General features: G+C 66.0%; 25 protein-coding genes. 17 read left to right on the top strand and 8 right to left on the bottom strand.

What is annotated here, in order from left to right; genetic code table 11:
• Positions 1-30: 30 nt before the first annotated feature.
• Both DI605_RS20730 and DI605_RS20725 read right to left on the bottom strand, forming a co-directional pair.
• A complete protein-coding gene (locus DI605_RS20730; protein WP_293977589.1) occupies positions 31-384 on the bottom strand; it encodes a hypothetical protein in 354 nt (117 codons plus the stop codon).
• Positions 381-1,064 (bottom strand): ParA family protein, encoded by a 684-nt coding sequence (locus DI605_RS20725; protein ID WP_293977587.1) that lies wholly within the window; start codon positions 1,062-1,064, stop codon positions 381-383. The genes DI605_RS20730 and DI605_RS20725 overlap by 4 nt, the downstream gene beginning before the upstream one ends.
• A 42-nt stretch (positions 1,065-1,106) precedes the next feature.
• On the opposite strand from DI605_RS20725, the gene DI605_RS20720 reads away from it, so the two are divergent.
• Positions 1,107-1,376, top strand: coding sequence for a hypothetical protein (locus DI605_RS20720; RefSeq protein ID WP_293977585.1), 270 nt, complete (start codon positions 1,107-1,109; stop codon positions 1,374-1,376).
• A gap of 414 nt (positions 1,377-1,790) precedes the next feature.
• Here the strand turns inward: DI605_RS20720 and DI605_RS20715 are convergent, their stop codons facing one another.
• Positions 1,791-2,486: a hypothetical protein gene (locus DI605_RS20715; protein ID WP_293977583.1), complete on the bottom strand. Its 696-nt coding sequence runs from the start codon at positions 2,484-2,486 to the stop codon at positions 1,791-1,793.
• Positions 2,487-2,775: 289 nt separating this feature from the next.
• On the opposite strand from DI605_RS20715, the gene DI605_RS20710 reads away from it, so the two are divergent.
• A complete protein-coding gene (locus DI605_RS20710) occupies positions 2,776-4,209 on the top strand; it encodes a DNA polymerase Y family protein (RefSeq protein WP_293977581.1) in 1,434 nt (477 codons plus the stop codon).
• Positions 4,206-7,475, top strand: coding sequence for an error-prone DNA polymerase (locus DI605_RS20705; protein WP_293977579.1), 3,270 nt, complete (start codon positions 4,206-4,208; stop codon positions 7,473-7,475). Before DI605_RS20710 ends, DI605_RS20705 begins: the two co-directional genes overlap by 4 nt.
• A gap of 320 nt (positions 7,476-7,795) precedes the next feature.
• Here the strand turns inward: DI605_RS20705 and DI605_RS20700 are convergent, their stop codons facing one another.
• Complete coding sequence (locus DI605_RS20700) at positions 7,796-8,065, bottom strand: hypothetical protein (RefSeq protein ID WP_293977577.1); 270 nt, start codon at positions 8,063-8,065, stop codon at positions 7,796-7,798.
• A 274-nt stretch (positions 8,066-8,339) separates the two neighbouring features.
• On the opposite strand from DI605_RS20700, the gene DI605_RS20695 reads away from it, so the two are divergent.
• Genes DI605_RS20695 through DI605_RS20685 form a run of 3 tightly spaced genes read left to right on the top strand, consistent with a single transcriptional unit; the run spans position 8,340 to position 11,229 of the window.
• Entirely contained in the window at positions 8,340-8,921 is a 582-nt protein-coding gene (locus DI605_RS20695) for a ribbon-helix-helix domain-containing protein (protein ID WP_293977575.1), read from the top strand.
• Positions 8,918-10,342 carry a relaxase/mobilization nuclease domain-containing protein gene (locus DI605_RS20690; protein ID WP_293977573.1) on the top strand — a complete coding sequence of 475 codons (1,425 nt, stop codon included), beginning with the start codon at positions 8,918-8,920 and terminating at the stop codon, positions 10,340-10,342. Before DI605_RS20695 ends, DI605_RS20690 begins: the two co-directional genes overlap by 4 nt.
• A complete protein-coding gene (locus DI605_RS20685; RefSeq protein ID WP_293977571.1) occupies positions 10,339-11,229 on the top strand; it encodes a hypothetical protein in 891 nt (296 codons plus the stop codon). Before DI605_RS20690 ends, DI605_RS20685 begins: the two co-directional genes overlap by 4 nt.
• A 12-nt stretch (positions 11,230-11,241) precedes the next feature.
• On the opposite strand, the gene DI605_RS20680 is transcribed toward DI605_RS20685, so the two are convergent.
• Positions 11,242-11,490 (bottom strand): hypothetical protein, encoded by a 249-nt coding sequence (locus DI605_RS20680; protein ID WP_293977569.1) that lies wholly within the window; start codon positions 11,488-11,490, stop codon positions 11,242-11,244.
• 368 nt (positions 11,491-11,858) lie between these two features.
• Between DI605_RS20680 and DI605_RS20675 the strand changes: the two genes are divergently transcribed.
• The 3 genes from DI605_RS20675 to DI605_RS20665 all read left to right on the top strand — a co-directional run bounded on the left by DI605_RS20675 (position 11,859) and on the right by DI605_RS20665 (position 16,281).
• Positions 11,859-12,296, top strand: a complete 438-nt coding sequence (locus DI605_RS20675) for a hypothetical protein (protein WP_293977567.1) — start codon at positions 11,859-11,861, stop codon at positions 12,294-12,296.
• Between the two features lie 156 nt (positions 12,297-12,452).
• Positions 12,453-13,247 carry a hypothetical protein gene (locus DI605_RS20670; RefSeq protein ID WP_293977564.1) on the top strand — a complete coding sequence of 265 codons (795 nt, stop codon included), beginning with the start codon at positions 12,453-12,455 and terminating at the stop codon, positions 13,245-13,247.
• 55 nt (positions 13,248-13,302) lie between these two features.
• Positions 13,303-16,281, top strand: coding sequence for a TrlF family AAA-like ATPase (locus DI605_RS20665; RefSeq protein ID WP_367120082.1), 2,979 nt, complete (start codon positions 13,303-13,305; stop codon positions 16,279-16,281).
• A gap of 20 nt (positions 16,282-16,301) precedes the next feature.
• Here the strand turns inward: DI605_RS20665 and DI605_RS20660 are convergent, their stop codons facing one another.
• Positions 16,302-16,769, bottom strand: a complete 468-nt coding sequence (locus DI605_RS20660; protein ID WP_293977561.1) for a hypothetical protein — start codon at positions 16,767-16,769, stop codon at positions 16,302-16,304.
• A gap of 144 nt (positions 16,770-16,913) precedes the next feature.
• Between DI605_RS20660 and DI605_RS20655 the strand changes: the two genes are divergently transcribed.
• Positions 16,914-17,231 (top strand): hypothetical protein, encoded by a 318-nt coding sequence (locus tag DI605_RS20655; protein ID WP_293977559.1) that lies wholly within the window; start codon positions 16,914-16,916, stop codon positions 17,229-17,231.
• 65 nt (positions 17,232-17,296) lie between these two features.
• Positions 17,297-18,187, top strand: a complete 891-nt coding sequence (locus DI605_RS20650) for a hypothetical protein (RefSeq protein WP_293977557.1) — start codon at positions 17,297-17,299, stop codon at positions 18,185-18,187.
• A gap of 129 nt (positions 18,188-18,316) precedes the next feature.
• Here the strand turns inward: DI605_RS20650 and DI605_RS20645 are convergent, their stop codons facing one another.
• Positions 18,317-19,138: an AbiJ-NTD4 domain-containing protein gene (locus tag DI605_RS20645; protein ID WP_293977555.1), complete on the bottom strand. Its 822-nt coding sequence runs from the start codon at positions 19,136-19,138 to the stop codon at positions 18,317-18,319.
• A gap of 14 nt (positions 19,139-19,152) precedes the next feature.
• Between DI605_RS20645 and DI605_RS20640 the strand changes: the two genes are divergently transcribed.
• The 3 genes from DI605_RS20640 (at position 19,153) to DI605_RS20630 (ending at position 21,843) form a co-directional block, all read left to right on the top strand.
• A complete protein-coding gene (locus tag DI605_RS20640; RefSeq protein WP_293977553.1) occupies positions 19,153-19,830 on the top strand; it encodes a DUF4062 domain-containing protein in 678 nt (225 codons plus the stop codon).
• Positions 19,827-21,212, top strand: a complete 1,386-nt coding sequence (locus DI605_RS20635; protein ID WP_293977551.1) for an RNA-binding domain-containing protein — start codon at positions 19,827-19,829, stop codon at positions 21,210-21,212. Before DI605_RS20640 ends, DI605_RS20635 begins: the two co-directional genes overlap by 4 nt.
• Positions 21,213-21,663: 451 nt before the next feature.
• A complete protein-coding gene (locus tag DI605_RS20630) occupies positions 21,664-21,843 on the top strand; it encodes a hypothetical protein (RefSeq protein ID WP_293977549.1) in 180 nt (59 codons plus the stop codon).
• Positions 21,844-21,910: 67 nt separating this feature from the next.
• Here the strand turns inward: DI605_RS20630 and DI605_RS20625 are convergent, their stop codons facing one another.
• Positions 21,911-23,167 (bottom strand): tyrosine-type recombinase/integrase, encoded by a 1,257-nt coding sequence (locus DI605_RS20625; RefSeq protein WP_293977547.1) that lies wholly within the window; start codon positions 23,165-23,167, stop codon positions 21,911-21,913.
• A gap of 154 nt (positions 23,168-23,321) precedes the next feature.
• Between DI605_RS20625 and DI605_RS20620 the strand changes: the two genes are divergently transcribed.
• The 3 genes from DI605_RS20620 (at position 23,322) to DI605_RS20610 (ending at position 25,557) form a co-directional block, all read left to right on the top strand.
• On the top strand, positions 23,322-24,422 hold the full coding sequence (locus DI605_RS20620) for a hypothetical protein (RefSeq protein WP_293977545.1): 1,101 nt from the start codon (positions 23,322-23,324) through the stop codon (positions 24,420-24,422).
• Between the two features lie 155 nt (positions 24,423-24,577).
• The gene (locus DI605_RS20615; RefSeq protein ID WP_293977543.1) at positions 24,578-24,955 is read left to right on the top strand and encodes a hypothetical protein; all 378 of its coding nucleotides are present in this window, start codon (positions 24,578-24,580) and stop codon (positions 24,953-24,955) included.
• A gap of 134 nt (positions 24,956-25,089) precedes the next feature.
• The gene (locus DI605_RS20610) at positions 25,090-25,557 is read left to right on the top strand and encodes a hypothetical protein (protein ID WP_293977541.1); all 468 of its coding nucleotides are present in this window, start codon (positions 25,090-25,092) and stop codon (positions 25,555-25,557) included.
• Positions 25,558-25,651: the final 94 nt, after the last annotated feature.

Here is a 25,651-nt window from a genome sequence, read left to right as displayed (position 1 = left end):
CGCGTCGATAGGTGTCGGGCGTCCGCCCCGTCAGTCCTGGTCGGCCCGGTCCTTTGCCTCCAGCAGATCGAGCATCAGCGCGAAGACGTCGCCCTTCGCCAAACGGTGGCGATAGGCGTAGTCGTCGAACCGCTCGCGATCACCTTCGCGCAGCCGTAGATTGTAATGGTCGGGAAATTGCGACGGCAGCCGCGGCCGTTTCTTGACGGTCGCCCGCGCGGCCGGGGCCGCGGGCCGGTCGGACACGAAGCCGATCGCTTCGCCCCCTGCCCTCGCCTGCTCGCGGACCGCGCGCGGCGGCGGCGCGATATAGTCGGCGTCGTCGTCGCCGAAGTTGGTGACCCCCGCCAGACGCGGCGCCGGTTTGCCGGGCTTGTCGGTCATGCCGCCGCCCTCGCCGCGCTGAGCGCCTCAAGGACGTCATGGGCGAACGCTGCGGCGTTCGCGCGAGCGGTTTCGATCGAACTCGCGGTCGCGCCATCGAGCGTGGCGAGCGTGCCGCCTTGGGCGAAGAGGCTGCGATAGACAGTCCGCTCCGCGATCGACGTCGGCAACGTCGATATCCCGGCACCCTCGACGCCGTCGGCGATCTGTTGCGCCACCCGCGAGCGGATACGCGAGCTCGCCGGGGTTCGCGTGAACACGCCCGCGAACGCGATCTCGCGGCGCGCTGCGGTCGAAGCCCGGCGGATACTCTGGAATGCGCGGGCGGCCTGGTCGCTGTCGAGGACCGAGCCCTGCATGGGTACGAGCGCAAGGTTGGTCATCAGTAGCGCATTGGTGACGCGGGCCGACGCCCTCCCCTCCAGGTCGACGATCACGAAGCGCGCACGCTTCTGCGCCGCATCGATCGTATCAATGATCGCATCCTCGTCGACCTCTTGCACGACCTCGATCCGCTCGGGCTTGTTCGGTAGACGCCCCCATTTCGCCAGTGGGAAGTTCGGGTCGGCATCGATGATGACGACCGTCGCGCCGCCGTCCGCGAGCTCAAGGGCCAGCAGCAGGCCGGCGGTCGTTTTCCCGACCCCTCCTTTTGGCGACATCAGCGTTATGACGGGCATCGTTTCCCCCTAAAACTATTACGAGTAATACCGATAGCACGTATGTCCTCGGTATTACATGCAATGCCTATCATACCTGCATTGCAGGTGCTAGCCGCATTCGTCGTGGTAGCCGTGCTCGCGGGGCTAGCGGTATTCGCGGTGTTTGCAGTGCTTCCGGTGTTCGCGGTGCCCGCGGTGTTCGCGGTGTTGCCTGTGCTTGCGGTGTTGCCCGTGCTCGCGTCAGTACCGATATCCGGGATATTCGGCGAAATCGCGGCAATCGTGGCATTAGCGGCATTAGCGGCACTATCGGCAATCCCGGTGCTCTAGCTAATGCCCGTACTGCGGCTAACACCGGTATTATCTGGAATACCGGGAGCGTTGGAGATCGCGTGAGGGCTGAACCGCGTGGCGAGGCGATCCGCGCTGATACAATCGTCGATGGTACGCCGCTCTGCGGTTGCCTACCGGTCCGCGGCCGGTCCCATGCTTCTATCCGGACCATCGCCCAGTCGCGATCTAGCCCGAATACCGGTATTACAGGCAACCGCGAACACTTGTAACACCGGTACTCCAGGTAATCTTCCCAAACGCATTGCGGTTACGATCGATCGTCGGGCCGAGGGATCGCAATCGCCTTGACGACGTGAGACGAAGGGAAGAACATAAAGCGAACATCCGAGTCTGAGGTCAATGATTACAACACCCGCTTTTTCGTCGGATAGGCTTACGCGATTGCGGTCGTCACTCGCGGCGGCGAGCGAACACCGGATGATGCAATTCGAGGTCGATGCGATCGACGGGGGCCTGAGGGGCAGGGGGTTGCGCGCGGGCGCGCTGCATGAAGCCGCCGCCGCCGGCTGCAGCTTGGCCGACGAGGCGGCTGCCACGCTGTTCTTGGCCGGGATCGCCGCCAGAGAAGTGCGTAGGCTCGGTGGTCCCGTGCTGTGGGCCAGCACCCGGCGAGACCTTTACGCGCCAGGCCTCGCTCAAGCGGGGCTCGCCGCCGGCGATCTCATCTACGCCCATGCGCGCGACGATGCGGCGCTGCTCGCCGTCGTCGAAGACGCAATCCGCGACGGGACGCCGACTGCCGTCGTCGGCGAGGTCGGTCGCTTGCCGATGGTCGCGTCCCGACGATTGCAACTGGCCGCGGCCGATGCCGACTTGCCCGTGTTGTTGCTTCGTCGTCGGCGTCGGCGCGGGGACGATCCACTTGCCGAACCGACCGCGGCGTGGACCCGCTGGCGGGTTGCGAGTGCGCCGTCCGAACGCCTCGTCGTTGCCGGCGTGGGGAGGGCGCGCTGGTTCGTCGAACTCGTCCGGCAGCGTGGCGGCCCCGGCTTTTCTTTGATCGTGGAGGGATGCGATGAGACGGGTCGTCTCGCTGTTCCTGCCGCACTTGGCCGTCGAGCGGTTGAGGCGGCTGGAGCGCTCCACGCTGCCGCTGCCTGAGAGGGTTTCGCTCCCGCTCCCCGTCGACGATGATCCCGGCGCCTGCTCGGTCCCGCGCAGTGGCGGCTGGCGACCGGGCGCGCGGTGGGCGAGGGGAGGGGGCTCGTCCCGCGAAGAGGTCCAAGCGCAGGTCGCGGCGCTGCCGGTCCACGCTCGCCCGCCGGCACGCGAACTCGGCAGGCGATCCGAAGCGGCTGCTCCCCCGTTCCGATCCATCGGTCTCGATGCGCGGCCGCTCGCCGATGCACGGTTCCCGCCAACGGCTCATGGCGCAATGCCGATCGCGCTGACCGCGAAGGTAGCCCGCCGCGAGGACATCGTCGCTGCCTGCGATGCCGCGATCGCGCTGGGCATTCGTGTCGGCATGGCCGCCACGCACGCGCGTGCGCTGGTCTCGGACCTCGATCTTAGACCGGCCGATCCGCTCGCCGACGCGGCGTTCCTCGAGCGATTGGCGCGATTCGGCGTCCGTCGCTGGTCGCCCGTCGTCGCGGTGACACCGCCGGACGGTCTCTGGCTCGATATCACCGGCTGCGCACACCTGCATGGCGGTGAAGCGCGCTTCTGCCGCCGGCTGCAGGTCTTCTGCCGCCGTGTCGGGTACAGTGTGCGCGTCGCGGTCGCCGATACGCCCGGCGCCGCGCACGCGCTGGCCCGGTTCGGCCCAACCGAGCTGGTGATCGTTCCGCCCGGAGGCACCGGCCCGGCGCTGGCACCGCTCCCCGTCGCGGCACTGCGCCTCGATCCGCCAGCACTCCGCGCCGCCCGGAAATTCGGTTTCGAGCGGGTCGCCGATCTGCTTCCCGTCGCGCGGGGCCCGCTGGCGCGACGGCTCGGGCTGCCAGCGATCGTCCGCCTCGACCAGGCGCTCGGCGCCGCCGCCGAACCGATCGCCGGCATCGAGGACATCGATGCGCCCTGCGTCGAGAAACGGCTGCTCGAACCGATCGGAACTGCCGAGGCGATCGCGCACGTCATGCGCGACCTGCTCAATGACCTTGCGGACATCCTCCAGGCGCGCCGCCTCGGCGTCCGCGCGCTGCGGCTGGTCGCTGCGCGGATCGACGGCACCGAGCAGGTCGTGGGCGTCGGCACCTCGCGACCGACGCGCGAGGCGGCGCATCTCCTCAAACTGCTTCAGCTACGCATCGAACGGATCGATCCGGGGCTGGGGCTCGAGCATTTTCGCCTGCTGGCGCCGCACACCGAGCATCTCGACGCCACGGCGCTCGGGACTGTGCTGGCGGGCGATCGCCCGCTCCGCGATCCTGCCCGACTGGTCGACATGGTGGCCGGGCGGATCGGCGCGAGTGCGGTCTACCGCATGATCGCCGCCGCTAGTCATGTTCCCGAGCGCGCCGCTATGCCCGGCGATCCCGGCGCTGTCGCCGGTGCGTGGCCCGCCTGGCGCCGGCCGATCCGTCTCTTCGCGCGCCCCGAGCCGCTGTTCGGGGTCATTGCCCTGTGGCCCGATCAGCCGCCGCGACGGTTCGAATGGCGCGGCGTCGCCCACCGGGTGGTCGCCGGCGACGGACCCGAGCGTATCCACGGCGAATGGTGGCGGCGGGATGCCGAAATCTTCGGCATTCGCGACTATTTCCGCGTCGAAGACGATGCGGGTGGGCGCTACTGGGTCTTCCGCCGCGGCAACGGCGTGGAAAGCGACAGCGGCGACCTCAGCTGGTGGATGCACGGGGTCTTCGCATGAGCGAGCCGCGCTACGTCGAGCTGCAGCTGCTCACCCATTTCTCGCTGCTGCGCGGCGCCTCCAGCCCCGAGGAGCTGTTCGCCGCGGCAGCCATGCTCGGCTATCCCGCGCTCGGCGTCGCCGATCTCGGCACCGTCGCCGGGGTGGTGCGCGCCTGGGAAGCGCAAAAGGCGACCGGCGTCCGCTCGATCGCCGGTGCGCGCGTTGATCTGAGCTGCGGTCGCACGCTTATTCTCTATCCGACCGACCGCGCCGCCTGGTCGCGGCTCACGCGGCTTTTGACCATCGGCAAACGCCGGGCAGGGAAGGGGGGCTGCCTCCTCCATTGGACCGACCTCGCGCCCTGGTCTGCGGGCGTCATCGCGATCCTGGTGCCCGACGAAGCCGATGCAGCGAATGCCGCAGCGCTCGATGATCTGACCGCAGTCTATGGCAGGCGCGGGTTCATGGCGCTGTCACAGCGCCGGCGGCCTGACGATGCGGTACGGATCGACGCGCTCGCCCGCCAGGCGCTCGAGGCCGGAGTCCGCGCGGTCGTGACCGGCGATGTCCTCTATCATGCCTCCGAAGCGCGGCTGCTGCAGGATGTGGTGACGGCGGTGCGCGAGAAATGCACCGTCGACGAACTCGGCTATCGTCGCGAGGTCAATGCCGATCGCGCGTTGAAGGCGCCGGCCGAAATGGTCCGGCGGTTCGCCGCCTATCCCGATGCGCTGCGCGCCAGCGTCGACATCGCCGACGCCTGCCGCTTCGACCTCGGCGAGCTGACCTACACCTATCCGCACGAGCGCTTGATCGACGGCCTGACCGCGCAACAGGCGCTGGCGCGCCTGACCGACGAAGGTGCCACGAAGATGTTCGCCGGCGACGTGCCCGCCGCCTATCGCGCCCAGCTCGACCATGAGCTCCGCCTGATCGAGGAACTCGGCTACGCGCCGTACTTCCTGACCGTCCATTCGATCGTGCGCGAGGCGCGGCGGCGGGGCATTCTGTGTCAGGGGCGGGGGTCGGCCGCCAATTCGTGCGTCTGTTTCGTCCTTGGCGTCACCAGCATCGACCCGATCAGGCACGAACTGCTCTTCGAGCGCTTCGTCTCGGGCGAACGACGCGAGCCGCCCGATATCGACGTCGACTTCGAGCATGAGCGGCGCGAGGAGATCATCCAGTGGATCTTCGAGACCTACGGGCGTGATCGCGCGGCGCTGACCGCGGTCGTCCAGCGCTACCGCGCCCGCGGCGCGGTGCGCGATGTCGGCAAGGCGCTCGGTTTGCCCGAGGACCTAACCGGCTCGCTCGCCGGCATGGTGTGGGGCTGGTCGCAGGAGGGCGTCGGCGAAAAGCAGGTCGCCGAACTCAATCTCGACATGGCCGACCGTCGCCTGCGCCTGACCCTCGACCTCGCGCGCAAGCTGATCGGCGTACCGCGCCATATGAGCCAGCATCCCGGCGGCTTCGTCCTGACCCATGATCGCCTCGACGACCTGGTGCCGATCGAACCGGCGGCGATGGAAGACCGGCAGATCATCGAGTGGGACAAGGACGATATCGACGCGCTCAAGTTCATGAAGGTCGACGTGCTCGGGCTCGGCATGCTCGGCTGCATGAACCGCGCCTTCAACCTGCTCGAGGAGGTCAAGGCGATCAAGGTCGGCCTCGCCGACCTGCAGGACGACGATCCCGACGTGTTCGCCATGATCCAGAAAGCCGACACTCTCGGCACCTTCCAGATCGAGTCCCGCGCGCAGATGGCGATGCTGCCGCGGATGCGCCCGCAGCGCTTCTACGATCTCGTCATCCAGGTCGCGATCGTGCGTCCGGGCCCGATCCAGGGCGATATGGTCCACCCGTATCTGCGCCGCCGCGCCGGCGAAGAGAAACCCGAATATCCGCGCCCCGAACTGCGCGCGGTCCTCGAGAAGACGCTCGGTGTCCCGCTATTCCAGGAACAGGCGATGAAGGTCGCCATCGTCGGCGCGGGCTTCACGCCGGCCGAGGCGGATGCCTTGCGCAGGGCCATGGCCACGTTCAAATTCACCGGCGGCGTCTCGCATTTCTCGGAAAAGCTGATCGAGGGTATGGTCGAGCGCGGCTATCCGCGGGACTTCGCCGAGCGCACCTTCCGGCAGCTCGAGGGCTTCGGCAGCTACGGCTTTCCCGAAAGCCACGCCGCCTCCTTCGCGAAGATCGCGTACGCGTCGAACTGGATGAAGCACCATCATCCCGATGTCTTCTGTGCGGCGCTGATGAACGCCCAGCCGATGGGCTTCTACGCGCCGGCGCAGATCGTGCGCGACGCGCGCGAGCATGACGTCGAAGTCCGGCCACCGTGTATCAACGCGAGCAGATGGGATTGCACGTTGGAGCCGGGCAGGGGGCCGACCCACGCCGTCCGGCTCGGCCTTCGCCAGGTCCGCGGCCTATCGAACGCCGATGGCGCCGCCATCGTCGCTGCGCGCGGGATCGCGCCGTTCGGAAGCATCGAGGAGGTCTGGCGGCGGTCGGGCGTCCGGCGCGCGGCAATCGAGAAACTCGCCGATGCCGATGCCTTTCACGCCTTCGGCGCCGATCGCCGCCAGGGCTTGTGGAAAGTGAAGGGGCTGGGCGAAGCGCCGCTGCCGCTGTTCGTCGCCGCCGATCAGGCGAGCGAGGCGTTCAGTCCGGAAGGTGTCGAGCCGGCGGTCGTGCTGACCCCGCTCACCGATGGCCGGGAAGTGGTAGAGGACTATCGCGCGCTCCAGCTATCGCTGCGCGCGCACCCGCTCGTCTTCCTCCGGGAAGAGCTGACCCGGCGCGGCGTCACCCGCTGCGGGGACCTCACGAACCTGCGCGACGGTCGCCATGTCGAGGTCGCCGGGATCATTCTCGTCCGTCAGAAACCGGGGAGCGCCAAGGGGGTTCTCTTCATCACGATCGAGGATGAGACCGGGGTGGCGAACGGGATTCTCTGGCCCGATCGTTTCGAGGCGCAACGCCGAACCGTGATGTCCGCCGCCATGATCGGGCTCAAGGGCCGGGTACAAAAAGAAGGCGAGGTGATCCACGTCATCTGCGACAGGATCATCGACCACGGTGACCTTTTGTCGTGCGTGGGCGGGATGTCGTTTCCCCATCAAACCGGTCGCGGCGACGGCGCCCGGCACGCGGGCAGTCCAGATCGGGGCGACGAGGAATGGCGTCCAACGCCGCGCAACTGTTATTGGCCGCCCCACGCCGACGGAATGGACCCGGAGAATGTGATTCGCGTCCAGTCGCATGACTTCCGCTGATCCGTGCCTCCGCTTCCGCGTCACCAGCGCGTCGTCATCGCGCTATCGGTCCATATCCTGCGCGCGGGGGTTGCCCGGTCTGGCGCGGGTCGGGTCGATGGTGCCGAAGTCCGGCTCGCGCTGCGTTGCCTGCTGCATCACTGCCCCGAGCGATGGCCGCTCGAACTGTATTGGGACGCGGCCGCCCAGGAGAACGACATCGGCCGCGCGCAAGGTGTGACCGCCGCATTCAACGGGATCGTCCGTCAGCTGAGAAGGGCAGGGCGGTACGAGGAGATCGCGCCCTTGTAAGCCACAACCCATGTATCAAACGGCTGTGATCAGGAATTCCTCAACGACGCCAAATGCTGCGCGACGACGGCCCCGCCATGCTGGCCGATCGCGGTGGCAATAGTCCGCGCGTCTGTCTTGTCGAGCCCGGCGATCTTGACCTTTTCAAGCGCCGCCAGGAGAACGGGGCGGCCGGCATCACGGGCCGCCAGTTCCGCCGCCTTCAGTTTCTCATCGACCGCGGCGAGTTCGGCGACGAGGGCGGCACGGCGGGCAGCGATGGCGTCGAGGTCATCTGGCTTCGGGGTAGCACGGGGCATTGCCGGTCTCCGGGTTCGTTGGTCACCGCCTGATTACACGGCGCTTCCGATTGTGAAAGTGCGTTCGCGAGACTCGGACCCATCACGCGCTGACCTTCGTTTTGGCATCGGGCGCACCACCCCAACGCACACCCGGCTCCGCGTTGCAAAGATCATGGCTGGGATGATGTCGAGGAGAAGGACTGGGGTTGTCATTTTAGGGATGGCAGGATACGCCATCTGGCACCAATGTAATACATTGTTGCGATGGCGCCGCTGCACGGGGCTTTACGACATGATGGTAAGCCTGCGACTGAAGGACGAACTCGTTGCCGAGATCGAGCGCGTCGCCGGCGCTCACGGTCAGTCGCGTAGTGCCTGGATCGCGAGCGCGCTGGCCCGGGCGGCGCTTTCGCCGGATAATGACGAGCTTCCGGTTCCCGCTATGACGGGACGGGGTCATCCCGATGATCAGGTTCGGATCACCGTCCGGTTGAACCGAAGCGAAGCCGAGGCCATCGATCGCGTCGGCGAGCCGATGGGCCTGTCGCGAAACGAGTGGATCAAGCGGGCATTGCGCTGGCAGCTTTGGGATAAAGCAGCGCATCTTCGGCTGGCCCCGGCGACGCAGAGCGAACTGGGCAAGCTACGCAAGCAGGTGCTCGCGATCGGTCGCAACATCAACCAGGCGGTTCACGCCATGAACGCGGCCAACCAACCGGGAAGCTCGCTCGATCTGGGGCGAATCGCGGCGCCGTTTATCGAAACCTGTGCCGAGCTGAAGGCGGAGCTGTTCGCCACACGTCGGTCACTGTCATCCTATGTGGGTGGTGAAGTCGGCTATTGGACCGGCAGTGATTGGAGCGGGAAGGCATGAGCTTTCGCCTTTCCGCCGGCACCCTCGATTCAATGGCGGGTATCTTCGCACCGGCCAAGAAGTATCGGCTCGGGAGCGGAGGCGGGACCGCCAAGCCGGCGCCAGCGGGCGGCGTAATTCTCGGGATCGCGGCGGCGTCTTTGCTACGTCCATCGCCGACGGGCGGCGCGTATCGGGCGCCGTGGCAAACCAAGCAAGCGTTCGGCGGCAGCTCGCAATCCGCGGTTAGCCGGCGGGCAATCGCGGCGTTCGATCGCACCGCGCGACGGGCCCCGGAAGTCGTTGTCCGCATCACCGGTCGCCAGCATGGCGGCGGCCATGTCCTGGCGAACTTCGCCTATATCAGCCGTCTCGGTCATGGATCCGAGAAGGAGCTGGCGCTCTACACGAGCGACGGCGACGTGTTGCGTGACGGGCGTGACATGCAGGTTCTCGCGCAGGACTGGCACGAATGGGAGATGGGCGACGATGCCCGCCGCAAGGGTGCCACGTCGATCTCGATGATCCTGTCGATGCCGACCGGCACCGACCCCGAGCGCCTCAAGGAAGCAGCACTCGATTTCGCGCGAACGGAGTTCGCCAACCGGTCATGGGTCGCGTCGCTCCACGTCGATCGCGATCATCCCCACGTCCACCTCACCGTCGCTCGCCGCGATCTCGACGGTAGGCGCTTCCATCCCGATCGAGACGACCTGTTCCGCTACCGCCAGCGTTTCGCGGAAAAGCTGCGGGATCGCGGGATCGAGGCGAATGCGACACCCGCCAAGGCTCGCGGGCTCGATCCCAAGCACGAGCCGATCGCCGCGAAGAAGGTGCGCGAAAAGGGCCAGACCCCGCGCCTCGACCGGAGCCGGTCAGCCCGCGCCGCACGCTACCGCGATGCCGGCCTGCCAGATCCGGTCGATGCGGTTCTCGCAGGACAGCAGGCGGGCGCGCGCGCCGCCTATGAGCGCTCGATCGCCGAGCTCTCGTCGTCGCCCTCGATCGTCGACAAGACCGTGGCAAAGAGTCTCGAGCGGTTCGTCAATTCGATGTCGGCGCCCGAGCCGAACTCGATCAGGAAGATCGTCCCCGGGAGAGCGCGCGCGGAAATCGATCGCCCGCCGACAGCGACGCAAGATGTTCCAACGCGGCCGGTCGATGGCGACCCGCTCGCGGCGGCGCTGGCGCGCTCGCAGGCGATGCGGGATCGACTGGAGGCATCCCGCGACACCCCGGCCCGGTCCGATCTTCCGCCGTCCGAAGTGGCACGATCCCGCGCGCTGCCGGGTGCAACCGACCGTCTCCGTGCGCTGTTGGAGCAAGCCGACCAGCAGTCCAAAGACACCCAGCCGACCAAGGCCGACGATACGCTTCGGCAGACCCAGGAACGGAACCGGCACCGCGATCGGCCGCCGGACAAGGGCGGACCGCGGCGATGAGCACCGAACCGAACAGCGCCGCGCTCGCCGCCATCCTAGACGCGGTAACGCTGGCTCAAGGCCAGCTCGACGCAGTCGCGCGCAGCAGCGCGCGCATCGAGGCGACCCAGCGTGATATCCTGGCGCGGCTCGACACGATCGACGCCGGGCAGGCCGCAGTGACCGACCTCGTGCCGGTGCTCGAGATGATCCTCGCGCGCTCGATCGAGGACCGGGAGCTGACCCGGGCTCAGCTAGCGACCGTGGCGGCGGTCGCGGGCTTCGCTCATGCAGCTGCCACCGGCAGTGCGGCCCCGCTACCGACCGACGTCGCCGACGATCCGTTGCTCGAGCAGTTCGCGCTTCTACAACCGGCCGACCAACGATCTTCGGAGCGCAGCTTGGCGGATTGGCGGCGCGCCGTCGCCCGTGTTGCCTCGTCGGAACTGCTGGCGTTGTTGGACCGGCAGCGGCGCCCATCTCCCACCGACACCCCCGTCACCAGGGTGCTGCGCTATCGGCTCGCCGCGATCTCCCGCGCCGAACTCGAGGGGAGGGGGGTCGCGCTTCCGGCACCGCCTTCAACCACTTTCGCGCAGGATATGTCCCCGTCGGCCAAACGTGCGCGATCGGCCGAACTCGGCGAGCTGTGGCGCGCCGGCGAAAGCCCGGCGCTGTTCGCGGAGCCCGAACTAGCCGGTGCGATCGACCTGTTCACCGACGCGGAGCGACGGGGCAGCGAGCTCGGCGAGGACAGGTTGTCGGCCGACCTTGCCGACCTTCATCGCGCGATCGGCGATCGCCTTACGGCAGGCGAGCGTCCTTCGATCGAAAGCGACCGCCCGACCAACCGCGGGACCGACCGCGCCCAGCGGGCGACGGCGGTTCGACCCGACCCGTCGCGCTAGCCCGGCCCCGCGCTACGGGTCGTTCGGCGGAAGCCCCGAACCGATCCGCACCAGGTCCGTCAGGAACTCGGCGAATTCACGTCCCTCATCCATACTGCCCACCACGCCCCCCGACGGGCACTCGATCCGGTCTAGCCATTCTCGGACCTCGCTGCGGTAGACGAGCGCATGCTCGCGTCCGACCAGGGCACTGGCGATCGCGGCAGCCTGCATCGAATAACCATAGTCGGGAAGACCGGTCGGAAAGTCTGCGAAGTTCATGGGATCAAACCCTTTCTCGATAGAGCCGAAGGCGATGCGCGCGCATCGACTTCTGGCCCTCGCCGAGAGCGGGGGGTGAATGAGCAAATCGGGGCCGATCGCGGGGGAGGGGGATCACCCGGCCTGCACCGCAGCGACGCGCAGGGAAGGCTGGGGAGACCCCCGCGGTCGCCAAGCGGAGCGCGTGCGCGGAGACGGTCCAGCCCTTGCTCAGAGGGGGGCAGCGTCCCCCTGATCGGTCAGGTCCATGCCTAGGTAGGCTTCGAGCGATGATCGGAGTTTCGGGGAGGGCAACCGGATCGGAAGCGCCTGTGATGGTTCCAAAGATCGGGTGAGGCGTTGTTGCAACGCAGCATGGAGAAGCCTTGATGACCGGTCGCAATCAGAACGCATGGACGCCGTGGAATTGGCCCATGCAATTCGCCCAACTCGCTCACGATGTCCTTGAAACGATGGACGGGGCGCAACGCGTCGTTTCCGCTCGGATGCCGACGATCGGCGCCGCGATCCAGGACCCGATGTCGGCCGACTATACCGAGCTCGGTCGCATGGTGACGGAGAAGATGACCGCGTTCAGCGCCGCCGGTCGCGCGACTGCGGGAACCGGCGCGATCGTCCGCCGCGCCTACGATCGCAATGCCCGCGTCCTCGGCCGGGCCGCCGGCGGCGAGGTGATCTGGCCGCACGAATGGCTCGCTCTGGCCGAGACGAACCTGGCGGCATGGGCGGCTGCCTGGGCGCTTCCGGCTGCCGCCCTCGCGCCGATCCATCGTGGTGTCGTCGCCAATCGCAAACGGCTCGGCTGACGACCGGCGCGCCGCTTCTGTCGGCCAAGGCGGAAGCGGGTGACCGACAAGCAGCCCTCGTTTTGAATCGATAGCCGTCATGTGCAACGACGGCGATCGATCGCTCTGCTGAGAAAAGCTGTTTCTCGCCGCGCTCGCCGGTATGTTGCCGGTATCATGACCGAGCAGACTAAGAATTCGGCGTTGCAATTGCCGCCCGCCGTCGACCTCAGCACAGTTCGCGACGAGTTGATCGCAGCAAATCTATGTCCGTCGCTCGCCGAAAACATTCGGCAAGCGCTCGTCGCTCAATCGTGTGTAGCTGATCTTCGCGAAGCCGACGACTGTCGCGACGCGCTTCAGGCGCTTCTCAGCAGTCCGCGCAAGGTCGGCACTCGCCAGCGCGACAGCACCGAGATGGCGCTGATGACGATGGCGGTGATGCTCTATGCGCGCGCGACCTCGACGAGCGGACAGAAAGGGGAGCGTGGGTCGATCCAAATCACCTCACGCCTGTCCGAAGAGCAGCTGATCGACCATCAGGCGCTGATCGCCACGCGCAACCGAGCGCTCGCCCACGTCTATCCTAACGAAGACGTCGGTGGTCGTCGCTGGCACAACGCCGCCGTGCTGCTGCTCTGGGAAGAGGCCGGCTGGCGACCCGGTGCGGCGAGCAACCGTATTCAACTCGACCGGCAACTGCTGGCGCGACTGACCCGACAGCTTCCCGTCGCCACCGCCATCGTCGCCGCGAGCGCCGACAAGCGCTTCGGCCAGCTGGCGGCGGGCGTATCGGCGGCGATGGCGGACGACACGTTGCTCGCGATCCTGGATCGCTGCCGCCTCGACCTGGTTGCCTTCTTCGGCACCGTCGAGGCGGCGCGGGCGGCGGTCGCGTCGGCTTCGGCCGAGCCACGCCGAGGGCTTACCGCGATTCGCATGACCGAACCTCTGATCAGCGATAGACAGTAAGCGAGAGACGATGAAGCCGGCGCCGGAACGACGGCGCAAGACGATGGAAAGCACGATGATTACAAGGGGATCGGAATGGCGACGCTGGGAACCACATATCCACGCGCCCGGCACCGTCTTGAACAACCAGTTCGGCGGCGTCGACCCGTGGTCGCCGTATCTGTCGTCGCTCGAACTCGGCACCCCGCGGATCGAGGCGATCGCCGCGACCGACTATTACGTGACCGACACCTATGAGCAGATCGTCGAGTTCAAAAAGGCTGGCCGGCTCGCCGACGTCGCGCTGATCTTTCCGAACATCGAGATCCGCCTCGATGTGACCGCCCGCAAAGGCTATGTGAACCTTCATCTCCTGATCAGCCCCGAGGATCCGGAGCATCTGGTCGAGGTCGGGCGGATCCTGAAACGTCTGCAGTTTCATGCCTATGACGATGATTTCGACTGCAGCCGCGCCGAGCTGATCCGCTTGGGCCGCCGGGCCGATCCCACAAAGACCGACGATCGCGCGGCGCTGGCGCACGGAGTCACGCAGTTTCGGGTCAACTTCGCGCAACTGCGCAAGGTGCTGAAGGACAGCGACTGGGCGAAGAAGAACATCCTCGTCGCCGTCGCCGGCGGAGCCGACGACGGAACCTCCGGGCTGCGGCAAGCCGCGGATGCGACCGTGCGGCAAGAGATCGAGAAGTTCGCCGATATTATCTTCGCCAGCAGCATCGCGCAGCGCGAGTTCTGGCTCGGTAAGCGCGGCTTGTCGGTCGCCGAGCTGCAGGACGGCTATGAGGGATGCAAGCCGTGCCTGCATGGCAGCGACGCGCATGACCAGGCGAGTGTCGGCCAGCCCGACGGCAATCGCTATTCGTGGATCAAGGGAGCACTGACTTTCGACGCGCTGCGCCAGGCGTGCATCGATCCTGCCGGTCGCGCCTATGTCGGCACCGAGCCACCCATATCGGCGATGCCGTCGCAGGTCATCTCGACGGTCGCGATCGCCGATGCGAGCTGGGCCGCAACCCCGGTCGTGCCTCTCAATACGGGGCTGGTCGCGATCATCGGTGCGCGCGGCTCGGGCAAGACTGCGCTCGCGGACATGATCGCGGCCGGGTGCGATGCCATTCCACTGGCGGCGTGGAAGGCGGACGAGAATATCAGCCCGTCGTTCCTGGTGCGCGCGCGCCCGCTGATCGGCGCGGCCCAGGCGACGCTGACCTGGGGCGGCGGGACCGCGATTACGCGACATCTTGACGGGCGCGACGCCGACGATCCGTTCGCCTTTCCTCGAGCCCGCTATCTGTCGCAGCAGTTCGTCGAGGAACTGTGCTCGGCCAAAGGCGCGTCGGAAGGACTGATCCGCGAGGTCGAACGCGTGATCTTCGAGGCGCACCCGCGCGACCAGCGCGACGGCGCGACGAACTTCGCGCAGCTGCGCGAGCGGCGCACACTCCGCTTCCAGCAGGCCCGGCAGCGTGAAGCGGAGGCGATCGCCGCCATCAGCGAGCGGATCGCCGAGGAATTCGAGAAGGAGGCGCTGGTCACCCCGCTGACCAATCAGGCCGCACAGAAGAAGATCCTCGTCGCGGGGTACACCGCCGATCTTGCCAAGCTGGTGGTCAAGGGGACGGAGGCGCAGGCGGCGCGGCACGGCCAACTCAATCTCGCGGCCCAGACGGTCAATGCGACGATCCAGCGCTACGCCAATCAGCGGCGCACCTTCGTCGCGATGCAGGACGAAGTGCGCAGCACCAAGGCGACCAAGGCGCCGGAAATGCTACGCCAGGCGCAGGCCCGCCATACGAACAGCGGCCTCAATTCAACGCAATGGGCGGACTTCCTGCTGATCTACAAGGGTGACGTCGACGCGGCGCTGTCGGGCTATATTCATTGGGCCGACGGCGAGATCGCGAAGCTGAAGGGTGTCCCGCCTCCGCCGCCCGCCGATCCCAACCTGCCGCTGATCGCCGATGGGGTCGACCTCGCGACGTTGCCGCTGACGCTCCTCCAGGTCGAGATGGGGCGGCTCGAGCAGCTGATTAGCGCCGATCAAGTGGTGCGCGGCCAATATACGGCGCTGTCCACCCGCATCGCGCAGGAGAATAGCGAGCTGCAGGGCATCGAGACGCGGGTGACTGATGCCCAAGGAGCGGCGGCGCGGCGCAAGGATCTGCAGGCCGAGCGCGAAGCCGCCTATGGCCGTGTATTCGACGCGCTCGTTGCCGAGCAGGCCGCTCTGGCCGCGCTCTACGCCCCGCTGATGACGCGGCTTGCGGCCGCGCCCGGGACGCTCGGCAAGCTGAGCTTTTCGGTCACCCGCGTCGTCGACGCCGCCGGCTGGGGCAATGTCGCGGAAAATGACATCATCGACTGCCGGAAGGCCGGTCCGTTCTACGGACGCGGATCGCTCATCGCCCTGGCCGAGCAGGTCCTGAAGCCGGCGTGGCAGACCGGGAGTTCCGCCGATGTCCAGGCCGCGATGTCCGGCTTCATTGCGGACTATACGGGACCGTTATTTGCGCATGCCCCCTACGCGCCTACGCAGCAGGCCGAGTTCAGAACCTGGGCCAAGAGCTTCGCACATTGGCTGTTCGGGACCGGCCATATCTCGGTGCGGTACGAGATCGCCTATGACGGGGTCGACATTCGCAAGCTCTCGCCTGGCACCCGCGGCATCGTCCTGCTCTTGCTCTACCTCGCGCTCGACGACGCTGATGATCGACCACTCATCATCGACCAGCCGGAGGAGAATCTCGATCCCAAGTCGGTGTTCGACGAGCTGGTCTCGCTGTTCATCGTCGCCAAGGCCAAGCGTCAGGTCATCATGGTCACGCATAACGCCAATCTCGTGATCAACACCGACGCCGACCAGATCATCGTCGCAGAATGCGGCGCGCACCGAAGCGGCGGCCTGCCGCCGATCACCTACGTCGCGGGGGGACTGGAAGACGAGGATATCCGCAAAGCTGTCTGCGACATTCTCGAAGGAGGCGAACAGGCCTTTCGCGAACGCGCCCGTCGCTTGCGCGTGCGGTTGAAACGATGAAAAGCGGCAGGCTTGGCCGCTTAGCTAAGGCCCCGTCGGGCCACCGCCGCCAGCACCTTGCGATTGATGGTATGACGCGACGCTAGCTGCTTGACGCTAAGGTTCCGCTTGGCGTGGGTGCTCTGCTGAAACTGATATTCCCAGTCGTTGATAACGCCGCGCTCGTGAAAAAAGACCGTCGCCTCCGCACCAATGCTTTTGTCGACGTCTTTCCGGATCCGCTTGATCGAAGCGAAGATCAGATCCGACCGGAACCCCAGAAAGCGCTTCACACAGACGTTGCCGACGTCGGTCGAATTGCCGGTCACGCGGTTGGTGATCGAACAAAGCTCGACGATCGGAAAATGCCCGCAGAGGCAGGTCTCGGGCTCGTCGGCCTCGCTGATACCGACCAGCTTCCATTCCAAGCGAGCGGCCTCCCACTCCGAAGCTCGGCTTAACGCCAGGATCGCAGCCTTCAGTTGCTGGAAATTATATCCATCTGCCATCCCAGCGCCTCCTCGTCTGATCGCAACCTGCGACCGACAGCGGCTGTTCTCAAGTGCCGCAGAGGTGCGCGGCGAAGAACATTGGATGTTGGGAACCGTCGGGCCGGTCGCGCGATGGTCTTCTGTCTATTGGAGGGTTCGTCGATGAACACCCGTCTTCACCTTGCGCGTGCGCGGCGCGCATGGCCGATCCTGGTGCGGGCCGCGGCGCGGCGCTCACCGCTCACTTATGGGGAACTCACCGCCAAGATGGGCCTTCACTGGCGGGCGGCGGGCTGGTTTTTGGGGGTGATCCAGCGCCACTGCGCTGCATCGGGAGAACCGCGCCTGCAGGCGTTTGCCGTCAACAAGCAGACACGTCGTCCCGGCAAGGGATATGCCGGTAAGCGCGGCGCTCGCGCGCACGAGAAAGAGTTAGACCGCGTGCGCGCGCATCGCTGGAGCAAGAAGGCACCGTTCTGACCGACGAACCGGCGGGCCAGGCGGCGCGCTTGAGAGTCGGTGCGACCTAGGCCAGTCTCTCCGCCATGAAGTCACTCATCTCCGAGTTCTCCTACGGGTTCGCGCTGACCCATGAGTTTGTCCTGGCGCTCGGCAACCTGACGGCCGCGCCGATATTTCCTTCGCTGATCGAGGAAGGGCGCGCCGGGGGCGGATATGACGTAAAGCTCGAGGCGCCGGGCATCCCGCTCTTTCTACAGTTCAAGCGGTCCGATTGCTTGTCGCGCCGAAGCGCCAGGGAAATCCAGAGCGGCGCGCCGCTGACGACCCCGTTCTACCGCATCGAGATTACCGCAAAGTCCGATTCCGCCCAGCATCAAATGCTGATCGAGCTCGACGCGGCGCCCAACCTCGTCTTCTACGCCGCGCCGATGTTTCACCGGAAGGAAGAGTTCGACGCGGCTTTCACCGGGGGTAGGGTGCGGCAGCGGTCTTTCTTTGTCCGACCCCGCACCATCGGCGCTTTTTCCGACAATGGGCCTCACTATCTCTCCTTCGACGGGAGCACATGCGTTATCATGTCCGAACCCAAGATCATCGAGGCGCTCGGCGCGGCGGAACTCGCGGCGCTGCTGCGGACCCGGCTGGAGGACGACCAGCGCCCGCTGCGCGAGACGGTCGATGAGGCCGTTCGCGAAGCCGAGGCCGCTCGCGCTCGATCGCGCGAGCGTTTGAGAGGCCGCGACCAGCTCAGCGCGGCCATAGATGTGGGCGCCGCGCTGGAGCTTCCGGAGCAAGCCGAGGCCGTTCCAGCCATCGAGGACTTTCGTGCCCGCCAAGATGCGGCCCAAGCCGCCGCCCTGCCGCCGAAGGAGCCCGACGATCCGAACGCTGCGGCGCTTCGTCGCCTGGCGGACATCGGGCTGCGCGAATTCAACGCTCAGCTTTACATCGTGCAGGATCACGAAGACGATTGAGCGGTAGCGGTGACCGGTCGTCGCTCGCGTTCGGCCTACGCTCAGACCCTTCGCTGTTCTCCCGAGACGGCGATCGATGCGCACGACGCCTATGGTCGATGCTGACCACGCAATGTTGGCAAGCGACAATCAAAATCGAGGCGCGTCGATCGTCGGGCGATGGGCGCGGCGCAGGAGGTAGACGCTGACGGCCGAAGCTACGGTCACCACCAGCTCGGCCTCTTCGAACCTCGGCTCGCGCCCCTCCCGAATGTGCCGACCCTGCTCGGACGCGAACCCCCAGAGTTTATGAAGGGCGCTATCGAGCGGCGCCGGCAGGCCGAGGCGACCGATGATCTGGCCGAGCGTGTCGCTGCTGTTGTCCACCTCGCGCGCGACACATTCGAGCGCCGCCATCGCGTGTTGGATCGCCCCGGTGACATCAGCGGACGGCCGCCTCGAGATATCACGCAGGGCCTCATGCACCTCCCTGGCAGCGGTGGGGGCGCTCGCCGCCTGCATCGTCGCCACCGCGTCTCGCGTGGCGAGCGCGAACGCTTCCGATCCCCGCACCACGATGCGTCCATCCTCCATTTGCCAGCCGACACCGAGCTCGCGGAACAGCTGGTTGAGGCGTCGGGCATATTGGACTCGGGCGGTGCCGCTATGGTCGTCGCGACCGATCTCGGCGCAGATGCGCTCGGCGATGTCATAGATTGCGTACCACGGCGCTGCGTCGATCAACCGATGAACCTCGTTCTCGACGTTGCCCGCCGACCAATTTCCCGGATCGGGGCGTTTGAGCAGGACCTCGCAAACCGCGTCACGCATGCCGCTGGGCCCGAGGCCTGCCGCATAACCGAGCATCACGACCGCGGCCCTCACGTCCTCGGGCGCGTCCTCCCTGATCGTGATCTCGGCATCGTCCCCGTGGAATCCATGCCGCTCAGAGAAGAAGCCCGATTCTGTCATGGCAGGCCAATAGCATGGACGTGGCGCCCCGCGCGTTGCCGGTTATAGTGACGCCGATGGCGAGAGCGCAAAAATCGAGCAGGTTGACGGTGCTCATCTCATCAAGCGTGTACGGACGTGAGCCGCTGATCGAGCAGATCTTCGCCTGGCTGGAGATGTTCGGATATGAAGCGTGGAGTTCCCATGTCGGCAGCCTGCCGGTCGAACTCGCGATCGAGGATGACACGCAGACGTACGCCAGTTGCATTCGGGCGGCCGAGCAATGCGACATCTTCTTCGGGCTTATCACCCCACGCTATGGCTCCGGCACGGACGGCGCCGGCGGTCCGGCGATCAGCGAGCTGGAATTGGCCAAGGCGATCGAGCTCGACAAGCCGCGGCTGATCCTGGCGCACGATCAGGTCGTGTTGGCTCGCCGCCTGTTGATGGACCTCGGCTTCGTCGGCGCTGCGGGCCGCAAGGCGCTGACGTTGCGGAAGGGGGCCGGGGTGATCGACGACCTTCGGCTGATCGATATGTATGAGGCCGCATCCCAGGAGGACCTGCCAATCCCGGATCGCAACAATAATTGGGTACAGAAATACAGCAACGAAGCGGACGTGCGGCTCTATGTCGAGCGGCAGTTCGGTCGGTACGCGGCGATGGAGGCGGCTGTGCAACGCTGGCGGCAGAGGAGGGGGCCGCAGTCATGACGATCGCATCGCTCATCGATCGCATCGCCAAGGGCGAAAATGCGACCACCGAGTTCAAGCGCAGTGCCAAGGTCGAGAATGCCGGCCGGGCGGTCTGCAGCTTCCTGAACGGCGACGGCGGGAACCTGTTCTGCGGCGTCGGCGACGACGGTTCTCTCCTCGGGGTGGGCGGCGACGCTCCGGCGCTTGCCCGCGAGCTTGAGCTCGGCCTGAAGGCGGCGATCTCGCCTGCGCCGGTGCTTGCCGTGGATTCGGTGGAGATCGACGGTCGCCAGATCCTGGTCGTCGAGGTGCCTAAGGCGCCGGACGGTCCCTACGCTTTTGCAGGTGGCGTCTGGCTGCGCATGGGCGAGGAGACGCGTGCCGCGACGATCGTCGAGTTGCGCGGGCTGCTCAGGGGTGATGCGCAGCCACCGCGTTGGGAGCGCCAGGCATCGCCGGCGATGACCGACGCCGACCTCGATCTCGATGAAGTGCGGGCAACGGTCCGCGAGGCGATCGACAATGGCCGGTTTTCGTTCAGCAATCCCGAGGACACACAGCTCGTGCTGAAGGAACTGAGCGTGCTCGGTTTCGACGGGTTCACCCAGGCGGGTGATGCGCTGTTCAGCCGGACACCGGGACGACGGCATCCGCAATGCCGGGCGCAGCTCGTCGTCTATGCCGGCGACAAGGCAGACGACGAGTATCTCGACAATCGGTGGTTCGAAGGACCGCTGTTTCGGACCTGTACCGACTTGGTCCAGGCGGTGATCGCGGCAAACCCGATCAAGTCCACCTTCGAACGCGGCGCGCTCCAGCGGCGCGATGCGCCGGCCTATGAGGCCTTTGCTATCCGGGAAGGCATCGTCAATGCTTTCGTCCACCGTGATTATGCGGCCTATTCGGGCGGTCTCAAGGTGTCGGTCTATCGCGACCGGATCGAGATTTGGAACAGCGGCAGTCTGCCCGAGGGCCTGACGCCGAGTGATCTGCGGCGCGATCACGGCTCCATTCTGGTCAATCCCGACATCGTGCAGATCTTCTACCTGCGCGGTTTGATGGAGCGGGTCGGGCGGGGAACCGAATATATCGTTCGGGCGAGCAAGCGCCTCGGCGCGCCGCCCCCGCAATGGCGCGATCAGGCCAGCGGAGTCACGCTGACGATCCACTCGGCGCATGCGCAGCGCCCGGGGCGCACTTCCCCCAACAGCCGTCAGGCAGCGCTCCTTGCCGCTCTCGGGATCGGCGAGGCGATCAGCGTGCGCGATTATGTGGCGCAGTTCGGGATGGGTATCACCGATCGTCAGGGTCGCCGCGACCTCGACGATCTGGTAAGGAGCGCCGATCTTATCGTTGAGGGTGCCGGACCGGCGACCGTTTACCGGCGGAAGAACCGATAATCCGGACATGATCCGGACATCGAGCGACGCTACGGGGCACGCGCCGGAAGGCGTTGCGGGCTCGATAAATTGGCGGAAAACCGTCAGTTAGCGAGCCGCAGGGGCAAAGGCTAACACGTCCTTCGCGCTCTTTCCGGACATATGCGGACATATCCGGACTCTTCCCGCGGTAGTGAGAACGTCCCCGTTTGTTGCGCTGCCTTCGCCCAATATCCGCGACATTGGAGAGAGGCGGCGAACAGCGACGCTTATGCTAGAAGATTCTGTAACTTTCCGTTAGGCACGTCCGATTCTAAAAGCGGGGGGGCCTGTGGGACAGTAAACAATCTGGGGGCTCACGCGCGACGTGGTCGCTGACATCAGCGCGACGCACGACGACCCGGCAAGCATTTACCGGCTGCTTTCGACCCACAGCAATTATTAGGGTCCGAAGATCGTCGCGCGCGTCGGCGTGAAAAAGCAGACCGTACACGGCATCGCTCGCGACTATCTGCGTCTGCTCAAATCGGTTCACGAGAACAATTTCGATGGGAGGGGCGTCGACCTCGGGACCGCTCGTCGTATGTACGTGAAATACGAAGAGCTTATCCCGACGGAAAATACCGAACCGATGCTCGAGAAGGTCCGCTAGCCCACATTGCCACCGTCTCGGCCGACCGATCAGCGTGCTCGACGTCGCCGCACAAGGCGAATCGGCCTCAACGCCGTACGGAGCTGAGGACGCGAGAAGCGGCATTGCTCCTGACCGCCAGCTTCCGGCCATACCGCAGCGCCGTCGCCGGAGACGACCAGCGCAGGGTCAGCGCGATCCCCGCACCATCTTCTCCGGCGGCAAAGAGATCCTGGGTCAGACCCACCCGCAGCGAATGAGTCGAAAGCGCCGCGATCGCCTCGAACAACTTGGCACCAGAGATCTCGACCAGTCCCGCGTCGGCGGCCGCCAGCGCCACCCGCCGATAAATCCCGCACACACCTTGGCGGGTGAGGGGGGTCTCCCCGATCGTGTATGTCACTTGCGCCTGGACCGCCGGCGTGCCGCGCAACCGCTCCTGCCAATGCCGGGTGTTACCGGGAATGGAATGATAGGCCTGCGGCGGCACGGCAGGCCGAGCCCGCCGCCGATCGATTCCCACCCGCCGGAACAGCGGCCCGTCCTCGATCCCGCTTTGTACCAGCCACGCCTGTACCCGCCGCATCGTCTCGGGTGACAGCCACGCCCAGCTGCCCTGGCCTTCCTGGTCGGTCTTCGACCGTGGAATCGCGAGCAGCCCCGATCCGTCGGCCTGTGGTTCGAGTTGCTCGACCGCGGCGGCGGTGAGCTCGCTGACGCGGAGGCCAGCGTCATAGCCAAGCGAAAGGAGGGCCGCGTCGCGCAGTCCTTGCGCGTCGCCGCCGCAGGCATCGAGCAGCGCGGTGATCGTGAACCCCTTAACCTCGCCATGTTCGTCGAGTGCGCCGCCGAACCGCAGCGGCGCCGCCTGGCGCTGGACCGCGCCTTTGCGCCGGCGATTGGCGCGGAGCGCGTTACGAACCATCGCGTGATCGGTCGGCAGCCCGTCCTTGGCGCCGAGCCCGACCAGCCGGTGCGCGCTGGCGAGCGTCGCCATCCGTCGCGACAAGGTCGCCGGCTTCTTGCCCTGCGCCTCGAGGTGGCGGAGGTACAAAACGAGATCTTCGGGATCGGCGGGGAAGGGGACTCGGCGCTCCTCGGCGCACCAGGCGACGAAGCAGTCGAGGTCCGCGGCGATCGCCGCCTTGGTCGCATCGGCCATCGCCTCAAGCGCGGTCTCGACGCCGAGCTGGCTCACCGGCGGGAACTCGGCCGGCAGCGCCGTGGCGATCGTGCGTAGCAGCCGCGCGTCGACTGGCTCGGCCGAGCCGCGCGCGCGGCGCTGGGGCAACGCGCGGCTGTCGAGCTGGTGGATGACGATCTCGCCGGCGGTGGTGTCGGTCATGCTTCAACCCCGAGTCGCTCAGGCGGCCGTAAGGCCGCTCAGCGCCTTTTCCCTGCGTCTATTCTTACCATAAGCATCGATTATGGAAAGTGCTTAAAAGACGGGTAGGGGACCACCTAGCGACTCTTCAATCACTAGCATACATCGGTTCCAGATGGATATGGCGCTCGGCCTCGCTCGTTATGGATACGCCCTCGGTCGATGGCAGGCTGCGTGGCGGTTTGTGGCGCCCGAGCTGCGGCACACGTTCGAAATTGTTCGGATTTGCACGGCTTGGGAAATCTTTCGCCGCGACGCTGGCCCCGGTGACGTCGGTCCTGCACATGAAGAAGATACATGTAATACCAGTATTCTCGGCACTGCCGATCCTCGTCGCGACGGGATGTTGCTATGGCTCGCTGATCATGGTGCCTCTGCGGTCGCGGCGTCCGCGCAGCTACTCTCGCGCGCTGCCGGCGCGACGCGACGGTTCGACGCAGAGAACCTGAGATCGCTCGACGCAGCAGTTGATGCTCTCACGAAGCCACCGTCTGTCAACGGTCCGATCACGCAACTGCTCGGCTCAAGTATGGACATCGACGCCGCCGTCGTCGGTCACCTCTTTCACTTAGCGTCGGCCATCGACGAACTGCGCCGTAACCCAGCGTTCGCGGAAATCTCGGGCGAGGATACCTGTCTCCCGCTCCCGGGCGGTGCGCTGCGCAGGTTCGTACCGGCGGCGCCGGGCGCCGCGTGGGCGCTCAACCAGGCACTGCTGGCTCGTGCTACTCCTTCCGCCCCGCCGATCGCCTGTCCCGGTTTAATCAGTCGGCAACTCTTCCGCGACCTGGAACCTGAAGAAATCTTGGCCACGTTGATAGAAGGTGCCGTAGCAGCGCTGGAGAACAGCTACGGGCTATTCGAGCGGATCGGGCCGGAGCTGACCCGCGGGAATGCGGCTCTGGCCGGCATGTCACGCAACTCGCGGACGCGAGTGGCGTGGCCGTTGATCGTGGCGGTCCGCAGAATTTCGAGATCGCAGCTTGCCCGAGCGCTCGGCTTGTCGCGGGCAGGTGCAGATATTCAGGCGCGAGCGCTCTCCGACGCTGGGCTGGTCACCCTTGGTGCCGCCGGTCTAGTCGAATGGGCGCGGCAGGACCAAGCCAAAGTAGCGGAACGAGGGGAACGCGCTAACGCATCGGGCATCTTTTCCAATTTCGACGCAACGATGGCCGACGTGGATCGACTGTTGGCCCGGAAGGACTTAGCTCGCTAAGCCGTCAGCTTCGCCATGGCATCGAACCGGCACATTGCCGATTTCCTGGGATTTAACGGGCTGTTCACCCGAAAATGTCACCGTTCGCTCGAGAGGAAAACGGCGTGCGCAGTCCTTCGGCAGTTATTGAAAGCTCCTCGGCACAAGATATTCCCATGACCGCGGATGCGTTCAGGATCGAGTGCGAGCGCGATCTGCGGATCGTTCGAGCGAGCGTGTTTTCTCACTGGTCCGAAGCCGACCTTGAACGTTATGTGCAGACTGTCGATCCGATCTTGAAGAAGCAGCGCGGGCGGCATGGAGTTGCACGTTTACTTGTCGATCGTCGACTCGCTCCGGTCCAATCCCAAGCAATCCACGAGAAGCTGAGGACCGCTGCCCTGCTATATCTTCACCCGAAAGACGCCTTGGCACTGCTCGTCGACAAGGCCTTGGTTCGCCTGCAACTGAAACGCGGCATCGGTCAGGCGCGAACCGAACTGTTCACCGAAGAGCCCGCCGCTATGGAATGGCTGCTCGCGCACGTAGCCTGAATTGCCGCCCCGGCCCGCACGCGCGAGCGAAACTCAACGCGGAGCGCTGAAGATCGTTTGCTTACGATGACTTGACCATCGACGATCACCGACCGGCAGCAGCGCTGGGCGCCGCTCCGCGAGGAGAGAGTGCTATGACTGAGCGGGATCGACGTGGTTCTCACCGTTTGATCGGTCTGCTGGTTCTGGTGCCACTGGCCTGGATCGCACTCACTGGCATCGGCATGCAGCTCGTCGGCGTGGTCGCGACCGTAGCACCGGACTCTGCCGGTGCCAGCATGGCGCACATGCGCGAAGGGCCGGCCGGTCCGCATGGTTTCACCGACATGGCGGCACCGAGCCCTGCAGCACAGGGACTTCCCTCGGCCGACCCCGGGATCGCAGTCGCGAACGCTATAAAGTCGCTCCGCGTCGCGGGGGTTGACGCCCCAATTACCGGTGTCGAGTGGCGTCGAAATAATGAGGGTGAGCAGATCATCTTGGACCTGGCAGGTTTCGGTGGGACCAAGATCGCCTTCGATATGCAGGGGCGTCGACTATCGATTCCATCCGCGGCCGATGATGCGGCCGACTCCGGTCCGTTCCCAAAACAGTCCAGCTGACGTGCTCCCCTGAAACTCCGCCAGTTTGAGCTAGAGTCCGGCTTCGTGAGGAGACGGACGTGAAGAAGACCAGGTTCAGCGAGGAGCAGATCAT

Source organism: Sphingomonas sp. (assembly GCF_003248515.1).
In the GTDB taxonomy this organism is placed as follows: domain Bacteria; phylum Pseudomonadota; class Alphaproteobacteria; order Sphingomonadales; family Sphingomonadaceae; genus Sphingomonas_I.
The sequence above is the reverse complement of the archived record's forward strand: the minus strand, read 5'-3'. Positions and strand labels throughout refer to the sequence as shown.